We start from the raw sequence: 12,170 nt of genomic DNA, 5'->3' as shown, positions 1-12,170 counted from the left end.
GCCCACCGATCCGGCTGTGGGATCACCCATAGTCGCCGACCCTTCACAATCAGTCCCGACTGCCCGATCCTTCATGGGTGACAATCGATCGCACCACGCTCGCCGCGGTCCTGACCGTCGCGATGCTCGTACCGCCGTGGGTGGCGACCCCGGCCTCCGCCGCCGAGGCCCGCACCCCGACCCGGACGTTGCCCTCGGCCGCGACGGCCGACCCACCCGGCCAGCCGGACCTGGGGGTGGCCAACCGGTTCGTCGCCGGGGAGGGGCTGCCCGACTGGTCCCGAGCCGGATACCTGGGCGGCCAGGTCCCGTCCGCCGGATACGTCACCGGGGCGGCCCCCTGCCGCATCGAACCGGCCCGACTGGCCAGCCAGTTCGGGGTGGTCCCCGACGACGGAGTGGACGACAGCGCCGGCCTGCAACAGGCCATCGACACGATCCGCTCGGACTGCTCCCCCACCGCCAGCCACTACCGGCTCTCCCTGATCGAGCTACCCGCCGGCCGGATCGACGTCTCCCGGCAGATCTCCGTCGACGCGAGCTTCCTGCTGCTCAAGGGGCAGGGCTCGGGCACCGGAGGCACCCGGGTGGTGTTCCGCCCGGACACCAACACCCGGTACGACACCCTCAGCTCCGACGGCAGCCGCTGGGAACCGACCACCATGACCTGGGGCAGCGGCAACGACACCGGTCGGGGCGGCTGGATCTGGCCGGGCCGGGCCCTGTTCAAGGTGCAGAACCGGGAGGTGGCCACCCGGTACGTCGACGAGTGGCAGTCCGCCCCGGCCAACCGCAAGGACCTCTTCGAGGGCTCGGTCAACCAGCACTGGGTCTCCGGGATCCGGGTCGCCGCCCGCTCCACCGACCCCGGGTTCTCCGCCCGGGCCGGGCAGAGCGTGATCCAACTGGTGAGCAACGCCGACATGGGCAAGTTCAGCCTGGGCGGGCACGTCTGGGTGGGAGCGGCCAACAGCATCAAGTTCTACGAGGAGCAGGGGCTCAGCTACGCCGAGCACGGCAGCATGTTCGAGAACCTGCACATGCGCCAGCAGATGTTCCGGGTGGTCGGTGTCTCCGGCAGCGCGAAGACCATCACCCTGGACCGGCCCCTGGAGTTCGACCTGCCGGTGGACTCGGTCTCCGACGGCTCCGCCCCGCTGCTGACCGAGACCCCCTTCCAGAGCAAGGTGACCCCCCTGAAGGTGGTCGAGGGGGTCGGGTTCGAGGACTTCGCCTTCACCCAGGACATGACCGGGCTGCCCAAGGTCGGCGGCGGCAGCTACGCCCTCTCCCCCGCCGACGCGGTGCACAACTACGGCAACCTGGCACCCGAGTACGCCATGCACGGCGTCCTGTTCAAGTGGGCGGCCAACAGTTGGGCCCGGGGCCTCAACGGCACCATGACCGGCTCCCACCCCCTGGTCACCGAGGTCGCCCGGAACCTGCACATCGAGGGGAACACCTTCGACGGGGCCTGGAACAAGGGCAAGGGCGGCAACGGGTACCTGCGCGGCAGCCGGGTCTGGGACTCCCTGTACGCGTACAACACCAGCCGCAACCTGCGGCACTTCACCTTCCAGTGGTCGGCCAGCCGGAACGTCGCCTTCCGCAACGACCTGGACTCCGACCTCAACCTGCACGGCGGCTGGGAACGGTACAACCTCTTCGAGGGCAACACCGTGCGGGTGCCCTACGAGCACCGCTCCGGCAGTTGCACCGCCAACTGCGGCGGGGAGGGGGGTGAACTCGACGACGGCACCTGGTATCCGATCTGGTGGGGGGCCGGGCCGAAGGCGATCAAGTGGTCGGGCTCCACCGGTCCGCAGAACGTCTTCCACGGCAACACCCTGACCAAGCAGGCCACCCCCGGGGGGCCCTTCGCGCCCTACACCCCCTACTCGGCGCAGAGCCCCGGAGTGCCCGCCGACGCGGTGCACCAGTTCGGCTCGGACCCGGCGCACCCCGCCCGGTTCCGGCACCTGACCCAGTCCGGTGCGGTCATCCCCGACTGGTCCGGCCGGGAGACCCTGGACTACTCCGGGGGCCAGGGGGTGGTCCGCCTGGCGGACGCCCGCCGCCCCTCCCTGTTCCTGCGCGACGCCGGGCAGCTCGACCCCCGGCAGGACGAGGCCCACCGGGCGGCCACCTGGAACATGCAGGGCGCCGGGTCGAACGCCGGCGGCTCGTACGACAACAAGTACACCAGCGGCCTGCTGCCCCTACTGCGCGACGCGGAGGTGGTGGCGTTGCAGGAGGCCGGCACCCCACCGGGGGGAGCGACCCACCTCGCCGACCACCCGCAGAACGACTTCGTGCGCCAGAGCCCGCAGGGCCTCGTCGCCCCCGACGTCGTGGAGTACAGGTACGGCGGCACGGTCACCCGCCCCGGGGGGTACCTCTACTGGCTGCACACCGACACCAGCCAGGTCAACGAGGGCCGGGTGAACATGGCGATCGCCACCCGGCAGCAGGTCGACCCGGCGGGGATCGTCGTGGTGGCCAACCCGCTGGGGGGACGCCCCGCCCTGGGAGTCACCGTCGGCGGGACGGTCTTCTTCAGCCTGCACGGATTCTCCGGCGGCGGCAACGACGTGCCGGGGCTGCTGGAGGCCATCCGGGTCCGGATGCTGACCGCCGGGCCGAACAACACCCCCCGGGACTGGGTGGCCATGGGGGACTTCAACCGGCACCCGGACACCCTCGCCGCCGTGCTGGACGCGGCCCACTTCGCGGTCCACACCCCCGCAGCCGCGACCCACCCCAGCACGAACCCGACCGCACTGCTGGACTACGCGGTGGTACCCCGCGGGGTGGGGGCGCCCCGGGTCACGGGCAGCACGGTAGTGACCGAGATCCGCACCTCCGACCACCTACCGGTGCGGTTCGACCTGGTGCTCCAGGCCGCAGCCGAGCCCCGACCCCCGGTGGCCGAGCCCCCCTCCGGGCAGGGGATCCTGCTGCGCAGCGCGGGCACCACCAACGTCGTCGACATCGTCCACGGCGGCAGCAGCCACTTCCTGGTGGACGCCCCGTACCACAGTGGCTTCCAGCAGAAGTGGTCCCTGATCCGCAGCGGGGAGCACCCCGGGTACTACCAGATCATGAACCTGCTGACCGGCAGCCTGATGGGGCAGGCGGAGGGGGCCCGGGACGGCTGGGTGGTCCAGTGGCACCAGGAGGCCCTGGACCAACTGTGGTGGCCCGATCCGCAGGAGGACGGCACCTGGACCCTGCGTAACCGGGTCACCGACCAACTGCTGACCGTCGTGCCGGAGCTGGGGCTGCTCGCCGGCCGGGACCCCGACGGGTCGGCGCGGCAACGCTTCTTCCTCCAGTCCGAGCCCGAGATGACCGACCTGCAGGAGATCACCCACTACCCGGTGGAGGGCACCCACGACCTGGTCGCCGACGTCTCCGGGGAGAGCACCAGCGTCGGCACCCCGATCATCCTGTACCAGGAGACCGACGGCCCCAACCAGCGGTTCACCCGGATCCCCGCCGGGTCCACCGGGGACACCCCCTGTTACTACCTGGTCAACGGCGGCCGGTACCTCAGCTCCTCGCCGACCGGGAACGCCACCTTCGGGGCGGGGGTGACCCTGGAGGACTTCCGCCCGGACACCGACGAGTACCTGTGGTGCGTGCGGCAGCAGGGGGCCTCCTTCACCCTGGCCAACCGGACCGAGGTCAACGGAGTGCCCACCGACCTGTACCTCACCGAGCACGGGTACGGCCAGCAGCTCACCGTCGACCCCTCCGGCCCGGGACCGATCCAGACCTGGGTCTGGGAGGCGGCCACCAGCTGATCCCCTCCCGGCCGGGCCCCGACGGGGGGCCCGGCCGGGCAGCGGGCACTCCGCCCGCACACCCTCGCGTACGGGCCTCGACGCCCGGGTGACGGTCGCGCTCGCCGGGAGAATCAGCAGTGCGGCTCGGGGCGAGCAGACAGGTGGCGGCCCTCACTTGAAGGCGGCGTGTCCGGTCAGCATCTGCCCGATGATCAGTTGGTGCACTTCGGAGGTGCCCTCGTAGGTGAGCACCGATTCGAGGTTCGCTGCGTGTCGGATGATCGGATAGTCGAGGGTGATTCCGGCCGCGCCGAGGATCGCCCGGCATTCCCGGGCGATCGCGATCGCCTCCCGCACGCTGTTGAGTTTGCCCAGGCTGATCTGCCGGTGGTCGAGAGTCCCGGCGTCCTTGAGCGCGCCGAGCTGCAACGCCAGGAGCATGCCCTTGCCCAGTTCGAGACCCATGTCGGCGAGTTTGAGCTGGGTGGCCTGATAGGCGGCGAGCGGCTTGTCGAAGATCTGCCGGCTACGGGAGTACGCGATGGTCGTCTCCAGGCAGTCGTGCGCCGCGCCGAGCGCTCCGAAGACGATGCCGAAGCGGGCCTCGTTGAGGCAGGACAACGGCCCGGAGAGGCCGGCAGCCTGGGGCAGCATCGCGTCGGCGGGAAGCCGCACGTCGTCGAGGACGAGTTCCGAGGTGACCGAGGCGCGCAGGGAGAGCTTGCGCTTGATCTCCGGGGCGGTGAAACCGGGGGTGCCGGCGGGCACGAGGAAGCCCCGCACTCCCTCGTCGGTGTGTGCCCAGACCACGGCGACGTCCGCCACCGATCCGTTGGTGATCCACATCTTGGTGCCGTTGAGCACCCAGTCGTCGCCGTCGCGGCGGGCCCGGGTCCGCATACCACCCGGGTCGGAGCCGAAGTCCGGCTCGGTCAGCCCGAAGCAGCCGATCGCCTCGCCCGCGGCCATTCGGGGCAGCCACTGCTGCTTCTGCTCCTCGGAGCCGAATCGCCAGATGGCGAACATGGCCAGCGAGCCCTGCACCGAGACCAACGAGCGGAGCCCGGAGTCACCCGCCTCCAGTTCGAAGCAGGCCAATCCGTACGCCACGGCGGAGGTGCCGGCGCAGCCGTAGCCGCTCAGGTGCATACCGAGCACGCCCAGGTCGCCGAGTTCGCGGGCCAGTTCCTGGACGGGCAGGCCGCCCTGTTCGTACCAGGTGGCGATGTGCGGACGGATCCGCCGGTCGACGAAGCCACGGACGGCGGCCTGGAGGTCCCGACTGTCGTCGTCGACGAGGGTGTCGACGCCGACGGACGCGAGCGCGGACACGGGGGCAGACAGGGTCACGGTTCGGTTCCTTCCGAGGCTTGCAGGTGCTCGATCACGCCACGTGCCACGGCGACGGCCATCGCATCGAGCGCGTCGTAGGTCATCGCCGCCATGTGCGGGGTCGCGAAGACCCTGGGATGGTGCAGCAACGGGTCGTCGGGAGCGGGTGGTTCGGGCGCGAACACGTCGACGGCGTAGCCGCGTAACCGCCCGGCGTCGAGTGCGGCCAGCACGGCTGCGCTGTCCACGACACCCGCCCGTGCGGTGTTGACCAGCAGGGTGTCCGGCCGCATCCGGGTGAGCGCGGCGGCGTCGATCAGCTCGGTCGTCTGCGGAGTCTGCGGTACGTGCAGGCTGACCACGTCGGCTTCGCGCAGCAGGTCTTCCAGCCCGACCAGGCGTACCCCAGGTGGTGGGGTGGTGGTGGCGACGTCGTAGCCGATGACGGTCATGCCCAGTCCCTGAGCGCGGATGGCGACGCCCCGGCCGATCGCGCCGAGCCCGATCAGGCCCAGCGTGCGGCCAGCGAGCATGGTCCCGGTCAGCCCGGCCGCGACGACCGCCGACGGCAGTGAGCGGCCGGCCGGAAAGACACCGCCGGCCAACGAGGATGCCGCCGCCGGTGCTTGGCGGGCCAGGGTGAGGGCGGCCAGGACGACGAACTCGGCCACCGACTCGGCGTTGGCGCCCGGTGTGCTGACCACCGGTATGCCGAGGCGTTCGGCGGCGGCCAGGTCGATGCCGTCCACGCCGGCGCCGTGCCGGCCGACGACCTTCAGCCGCCTGGCGGCCTTGAGCATCCCGGCGGTCACGGCCGAGGAGCGCACTATCAGGGCGTCGGCCGTGACCAGGGGTCCGGCGAGGGTCTCCGGGTCGGTGGCGTGGGCGACGTGCACCTCGCCCGCGGCGTGCAGCAGTTCCATTCCGGCTGCGGCGATCGGCTCGGTGAGCAGGATCTTCGGTGTCATTGAGGTGTCCTCACCAGCCGGTGTAGCAGGTCACCGGCACGCTGTAGAAGTCGCGCGCGTAGCCACCCTGCTCCCGTGGGCCGTGGTTGGAGGCGCCGGTGCCGCCGAAGGGCAGGTGCAACTCGGTGCCGGCGGTGGGCAGGTTGACGGTGACGATGCCGGCGCGGGCGTCCCGCTTGAACCGCTCGGCCGCAGACAGGGACGTGGTGACGATCCCGGCGGACAGCCCGAAGTCGGTGTCCCCGGCCACGTCGATCGCCTCGTCGAGATCGTTGACGCGGATGACGCAGGAGACCGGACCGAAGATCTCCTCCCGGGCCAGGCGCATGGTGTTGCGAGCGTCGGTGAAGAGGGTGGGGCGCATGAACTGCCCCTCGTCCGGGTGGTGCTCCCCGCCCGCCACCACCGTGGCGCCCTCGTCCCGTCCGATCCGGACGTAGTCGAGGTTCTGGGCGAGTTGTTCGGGACTCACCACCGGACCGAGGTCGCTGCGCGGGTCGAGCGGGTCGCCGACCCGTAGTGCGCTGACCGCTGTGGCCAGCGCCGCCACGAACCGGTCGTGGATGTTCGCCTGCACGATCAGTCGGCTCGACGCCGTGCAGCGCTGGCCGGTACTGAAGAAGCTGCCGTCCAACGCACAGCGGACCGCCACCTTGAGGTCGGCGTCGTCGAGCACCACCAACGGGTTCTTGCCGCCCATCTCGAGCTGGAACCGCTTGTTGCCGTGGGCGATGCACTGCCGCGCGACGTGTGCGCCGGTGCCGGTGCCGCCGGTGAACGAGACACCGTCGACTGCGGTCGAGGTCAGCAGTTCCTCGCCGACCACCCGGCCTGCACCCATGACGAGGTTGAACACGCCGGGTGGCGTTCCGGCCTCGGCGACGATCCGGGCGAGTTCCCCGGCCGAGGCGGTCACCAGCTCGGCCGGTTTGAGCACCACCGTGTTGCCGTGGGCGAGCGCGGGTGCGACCTTCCACGCCGGGATGGCGAGCGGGTAGTTCCACGGCGTGATGATCCCGACCACGCCGAGTGGCCGACGCCGGACCTCGGCGTGCACGTTCGGACGGGTGGACGAGTAGACCTCGCCCTGCGGTTGCAGGAGTTGGTGGGCGTAGTACCGGAAGGTCTGGCCGGCCCGGACGACCTCTCCCCGGGCCTCGGCGAGGAGCTTGCCCTCCTCCCGGGCGAGCAGGACGGCGAGTTCCTCGGTCCGGCGCAGCAGGGTGGCACCGATCCGGTCCAGGATCTCCATCCGGGCCGCGACCGGCTGCCGGGCCCAGCCGGGCTGGGCCCGACGGGCGGCCTCGATAGCCGCGCGCGCGGTGTCCCGGGCGGCCAGGGCGTACTCGCTGACCACCTCGCCGGGACGCGCCGGGTTGTGGTTGGCACGGCGTTCGCCGTCGACCCACTCCCCGTCGACGAGGTTGAGATGGTGCGGCATCGTCCCGGTCACTGGTCGCCACCGGTCACGGTGACGAGGGCCTGGTCGGTCGGGCCGGCCGCCTCGGGGAAGTGGCAGGCCACCTGGTGACCGCTGCCCACCGCAGTGGCCAGCGCGGGCTCCTGCGTCGCGCAGATCTCCTGTGCCTTCCAGCATCGGGTCCGGAAGCGGCATCCGCTGGGCGGGCTGAGTGGGCTCGGCACGTCTCCGGTGAGAATGAGGCGCTTGCGCTCGGTCTCGACCAGCGGGTCGGGAATCGGGACCGCCGAGAGCAGCGCCTTGGTGTACGGGTGCTGCGGCCGGCGGTACATGTCCTCGCACTCGCCCACCTCGACGACGGTGCCGAGGTACATCACGGCGATCCGGTCACAGAGGTGCCGTACGACGGCCAGGTCGTGCGCGATGAACATCATCGTGAGGCCCAGATCGTCCTGCAACTGCTCCAACAGATTGACGATCTGCGCCTGCACGGAGACGTCCAGCGCGGAGACCGGCTCGTCGGCCACGATGAAGTCCGGGTTGCTGACCAGCGCCCGGGCGATGCCCACCCGCTGGCGCTGACCACCGGAGAACTCATGCGGGTAGCGGTCGTGCCACTGCTCACTGAGCCCGACCAGTTGCATGGTGTCGACCGCCTTGGCCCGCCGCCCGGCTGCGGAGAGCTCGGTGTGTACCAGGAGCGGTTCCTCGATGAGTTCGCCGATGGTCATGCGCGGGTTCAGCGAGGCGTAGGGATCTTGGAAGATCATCTGCATCCGGCGGCGCATCGCCCGCATCCGGCTTCGGCTCAGGGTGGTCAGCTCGGTGTCGTCGAAGGTCACCGTGCCGCTGCTGGGCTTGAGGAGTTGGAGGATGGCGCGTCCGGTGGTGGATTTGCCACAGCCGGACTCGCCGACCACACCGATGATCTCGCCTCGCCGGACGTCGAGGTCCACTCCGGACACCGCCCGCAGGCGGGCCGGTCGCAGCTTGCCGCGCACCGGCACCTTGAAGTCGACCGCCAGGTCACGCACCTGCAGCAGGGGCCGTTCGGGTGTGGTGGCAGCAGCCTGCGACATCAGCTCTCCTTCGTCGAGAGGTAGGGGTGCCGGTCCTTGGTGGTGAGCCAGCCGCCCTCGTCGACGGACCGCATTCCCCAGCAGCGGGTCAACTGACCCCGGTCGGGCGTCTCCCAGGTGGTGACGAGATCGGGTGCGCGACCCCGGCAGGTCTCGCGCACGTGTGCGCAGCGCGGTGCGAACCGGCAGCCGTCCGGCATCTCCGACAGCTCCGGCGGGCGGCCGGCGATCGGGCGGAGCTTGCCGCCGCGGACCAGGTCGAGCCGGGGCACCGAGCCGAGCAGCCCCCAGGTGTAGGGCATCTGCGGACGGTGGAACAGGTCGACCGTCTCGGCCCGTTCGACGATCTGGCCGGCGTACATCACGTTGACCCGTTCGGCCATGCCCGCGACGACCCCGAGATCGTGGGTGATCAGCAGGACTGCGGTACGTGTCTCCCGGGCCAGCTCGCGGAGCAGATCCAGGACCTGCGCCTGGATGGTCACGTCGAGCGCGGTGGTGATCTCGTCGGCGAGGATCAGTCGGGGGTTGCAGGAGAGCGCCATCGCGATCATCACGCGCTGCCGCATCCCACCCGAGAGCTGGTGGGGATAGGAGCTCAGTCGGGTCTCGGCGGCGGGAATGCGCACCATCTCCAGTAGTTCCACAGCTCGCGTCCGCGCGGCGCGGCGGCTCAGATCGAGATGCAGTTCCAGGGTCTCGGTGAGCTGCTTGCCCACGGTCAGCACCGGGTTCAGCGAGGTCATCGGGTCCTGAAAGATCATCGAGATGCCCTTGCCGCGGACTGCCCGCAGTTCGCGGGGGCGCAGCCGCAGCAGGTCCCGCCCTTCGAAGAGCACCTGTCCCCCGGTCACCTCGCCGGCTGGGGGAACGATCAGGCCCATGATGGACTGTGCGGTGGCCGACTTCCCGCAGCCGGACTCCCCCACCAGGGCCACCGTCTCGCCCGCGTCGACGGTGAACGAGACGCCGTCGACCGCCGTCACCGTGCCGCGCGCGGCACGGAATTCGGTACGCAGGTCGCGCACCTCCAACAAGGCCATCGGACCCCCCGCAGTTCGGGACGCTAGAGCGTCGCTATCCGTCAACCAGGAGTGTTGCACAGACGATGTTCGTCGTCTAGGCTCCCGTCTGCGACGAATACCGCCACCAATCCAGTTGGAGCAACGTTGGCATCCAAGGACTCGATCGAAAAAGATCGCAGCATCATCCGGGAACTCGTCCAGGACCCCCGGCAGACAAACGTGGCGCTGTCCGTCAAGGTCGGACTCTCCGAAGGTTCGGTCCGACGGCGGATGGAACGGCTCGTCAGCGGCGGCCTGTTGCAGTTCGCCGCGATCCCCAGCGCCGCCTTCATGGGGCGCCCGGTGCACACCCTGTTCGAGATCCAGAGCGCTCCCGGCAGCACCGATCAACTGATCGACAAGCTCGCGGGCATGCCGGAGATCGCCTACGTCTATCACGTCACCGGGCAGTTCGACGTCATCGCCGTCGGCTACTTCGCCTCCAGCAACGCCATGCGGCGGTTCTGGACCGAGCGACTGGGTCACCTCGACGGCGTGATGGAGAGTCGCTCGGTGATGGTGCTACGGGTCGCCAAACGGGCCCACGAATGGGCCCGCGACATCGCCGTCACCGGCGACGACGAGTCCGCCCACGCGGACTCGGAGCCACACACACCCGGCTCCTGAACCTGACCTGACCGAGAGAGACACGCCATGCTGCGCATCACGCTGATCCGCCTTATATCGGTTATTCCGGTCCTATTCGGGATCTCGGTCATCTCGTTCCTGGTGATCCGCATGATCCCCGGTGACGTGATCAGCTCGATCATGGGGCAGGACTTCGGCGACCCCGCGATCGAGGCGGAGATGCGCCGCTACTTCGGTCTCGACATGCCCGTCTGGGAACAGTTCCTGAGGTGGCTGGGGGCGCTGGTCCAAGGCGACCTCGGCACCTCGATGCGTACCGGCCAGCCGGTTCTCCAGGAGATCATGCAGCGCTTCCCGTCCACACTGCTGCTGGCGGTCTCGGCGCTGCTGGTCTCGATCCTCATCTCCATCCCGCTCGGGGTGCTCAGCGCCACCAAGCGCAACGGCCTGCTCGACGCAAGCACCCGGGTCGCCTCGCTGATCGGGCTCTCCCTGCCGAACTTCTGGCTGGGCATCCTGTTGGTGTACGTCTTCTCGGTCGCGCTCGGCTGGCTCCCGTCGCAGGGCGCCGGGGAGGGCGAGGGGTTCCTGGGCAGCCTGAAATACCTCGTCCTGCCCTCGGTCACCCTCGGCGCCAGCCTCGCCGCGATCAGTATGCGGATGACCCGTTCCAGCATGTTGGAGGTGCTGAACCAGGACTACGTCCGCACCGCCCGAGCCAAAGGGCTGGGCGAACGCGGAGTCATGGTGCGGCACGCCCTGCGCAACTCGCTGATCCCGGTGGTGACCGTGCTGGGCATCCAGGCCGGAGCGCTGCTCGGCGGCACGGTCATCGTGGAGCAGGTCTTCGCCTGGCCGGGGCTGGGCACGATGGTCATCCGCGGGATCAGCCAGCGTGACTACCCCGTCGTCCAGGGCACGCTGCTCTTCCTGGCCTTCTTCTACGTCGTGGTCAACCTTCTCGTCGACCTGCTCTACACCTACCTGGATCCGAGGTTGCGCAGTGGTCACTGAAGCCGTGCACGGTCACCCCGAGGGCAGCAAGCAGCAGTCCCCCGTCGCCAAGCCGAAGCCGACGGGTCGGCGCGGTGGTCACCTGCTCAAGCTGATCACGCGGGACAAGGTCGGACTGGTCGGACTGGTCATCGTCGTGCTGATGGTGGCAGCCGCGGCGCTGGCTCCCCTGATCTCGCCCTACGACCCGACCGCGATGAGCAACCAGCGGCTCGCGCCGCCCGGCGGCGACTTCCCACTCGGCGCCGACGAGGCCGGTCGCGACCTGCTCAGCCGGGCACTCTACGGCGCACGTACCTCGCTGACGGTCAGCCTGATCGTGGTCACCTGCGCCGGTGCCATCGGCGTACTGCTCGGGCTGCTCGCCGGCTTCTACCGGGGCGTGCTCGACGCGATCATCACCCCGGCGACCGACATCATGTTCTCCTTCCCCACCCTGCTGCTGGCGCTCGCGGTGGTGGCCGCCCGAGGCCCGGGCACCGAGAACCTGATCCTCGCCCTGGTCATCGTCTTCATCCCCAGCTTCGCTCGGATCGTGCGCGGCACCGCGATGTCGGTGCGGCGTGAGCCGTACGTGGAGTCCGGTCAGGCGGTCGGGCTGAGCAACACCAGACTCATCCTCAAATACATCCTGCCGAACTCGGTGGCACCTATCGCGGTGCAGTTCACCACGAGCATCGCCTACGCGATCCTGATCGAGGCTTCGCTGGGCTATCTCGGGCTCGGCGTGCAGCCTCCACAACCGTCCTGGGGCTCGATGCTCTCCAACGGCAAGTCGTTCATGGAGTTGTCGATCTGGCCCTCGGTGGTGCCAGGGGTCTGCATCGTGATCGCCGTACTCGGCTTCAACCTGCTGGGGGACACCCTCCGCGACGTCCTGGACCCGCGGCTGCGGGGCCGCTCCAGTCGCTGACCCG

Annotated in this window: 9 protein-coding genes; 4 read left to right on the top strand and 5 right to left on the bottom strand. The window is 69.9% G+C overall.

The genetic code is table 11. The annotated features are described in order from the left end of the window. Positions 1-77: 77 nt before the first annotated feature. Positions 78-3,806 carry an endonuclease/exonuclease/phosphatase family protein gene (locus tag ACIBMZ_RS23075; protein WP_396697009.1) on the top strand — a complete coding sequence of 1,243 codons (3,729 nt, stop codon included), beginning with the start codon at positions 78-80 and terminating at the stop codon, positions 3,804-3,806. Between the two features lie 153 nt (positions 3,807-3,959). Here the strand turns inward: ACIBMZ_RS23075 and ACIBMZ_RS23070 are convergent, their stop codons facing one another. Genes ACIBMZ_RS23070 through ACIBMZ_RS23050 form a run of 5 tightly spaced genes read right to left on the bottom strand, consistent with a single transcriptional unit; the run spans position 3,960 to position 9,630 of the window. After that, positions 3,960-5,120, bottom strand: a complete 1,161-nt coding sequence (locus ACIBMZ_RS23070; protein ID WP_396697226.1) for an acyl-CoA dehydrogenase family protein — start codon at positions 5,118-5,120, stop codon at positions 3,960-3,962. 14 nt (positions 5,121-5,134) lie between these two features. Further along, positions 5,135-6,088 (bottom strand): NAD(P)-dependent oxidoreductase, encoded by a 954-nt coding sequence (locus tag ACIBMZ_RS23065; RefSeq protein ID WP_396697007.1) that lies wholly within the window; start codon positions 6,086-6,088, stop codon positions 5,135-5,137. Between the two features lie 10 nt (positions 6,089-6,098). Further along, on the bottom strand, positions 6,099-7,541 hold the full coding sequence (locus ACIBMZ_RS23060; protein WP_396697005.1) for an aldehyde dehydrogenase family protein: 1,443 nt from the start codon (positions 7,539-7,541) through the stop codon (positions 6,099-6,101). Then, entirely contained in the window at positions 7,538-8,587 is a 1,050-nt protein-coding gene (locus tag ACIBMZ_RS23055) for an ABC transporter ATP-binding protein (RefSeq protein ID WP_396697003.1), read from the bottom strand. Before ACIBMZ_RS23055 ends, ACIBMZ_RS23060 begins: the two co-directional genes overlap by 4 nt. Further along, positions 8,587-9,630, bottom strand: a complete 1,044-nt coding sequence (locus ACIBMZ_RS23050) for an ABC transporter ATP-binding protein (RefSeq protein ID WP_396697001.1) — start codon at positions 9,628-9,630, stop codon at positions 8,587-8,589. The genes ACIBMZ_RS23055 and ACIBMZ_RS23050 overlap by 1 nt, the downstream gene beginning before the upstream one ends. A gap of 126 nt (positions 9,631-9,756) precedes the next feature. On the opposite strand from ACIBMZ_RS23050, the gene ACIBMZ_RS23045 reads away from it, so the two are divergent. The 3 genes from ACIBMZ_RS23045 to ACIBMZ_RS23035 are packed head-to-tail and all read left to right on the top strand — an operon-like array spanning position 9,757 to position 12,166. Then, positions 9,757-10,278, top strand: a complete 522-nt coding sequence (locus ACIBMZ_RS23045; RefSeq protein WP_396696999.1) for an Lrp/AsnC family transcriptional regulator — start codon at positions 9,757-9,759, stop codon at positions 10,276-10,278. 27 nt (positions 10,279-10,305) lie between these two features. Next, complete coding sequence (gene nikB / locus ACIBMZ_RS23040; protein WP_396696997.1) at positions 10,306-11,253, top strand: nickel ABC transporter permease; 948 nt, start codon at positions 10,306-10,308, stop codon at positions 11,251-11,253. After that, entirely contained in the window at positions 11,243-12,166 is a 924-nt protein-coding gene (locus ACIBMZ_RS23035; RefSeq protein ID WP_396696995.1) for an ABC transporter permease, read from the top strand. The genes nikB and ACIBMZ_RS23035 overlap by 11 nt, the downstream gene beginning before the upstream one ends. The last annotated feature ends 4 nt before the right edge of the window (positions 12,167-12,170 follow it).

This window comes from Micromonospora sp. NPDC049900, from assembly GCF_044461025.1.
GTDB lineage: Bacteria > Actinomycetota > Actinomycetes > Mycobacteriales > Micromonosporaceae > Micromonospora.
This window is presented reverse-complemented; position numbering and strand designations above follow the sequence as displayed.

Bases quoted from the DNA above. Each gene is read 5' to 3' on its own strand.
- nikB (WP_396696997.1), top strand. From the start codon at position 10,306: ATGCTGCGCATCACGCTGATCCGCCTTATATCGGTTATTCCGGTCCTA.
- ACIBMZ_RS23065 (WP_396697007.1), bottom strand. From the start codon at position 6,088: ATGACACCGAAGATCCTGCTCACCGAGCCGATCGCCGCAGCCGGAATG.
- ACIBMZ_RS23050 (WP_396697001.1), bottom strand. From the start codon at position 9,630: ATGGCCTTGTTGGAGGTGCGCGACCTGCGTACCGAATTCCGTGCCGCG.
- ACIBMZ_RS23055 (WP_396697003.1), bottom strand. From the start codon at position 8,587: ATGTCGCAGGCTGCTGCCACCACACCCGAACGGCCCCTGCTGCAGGTG.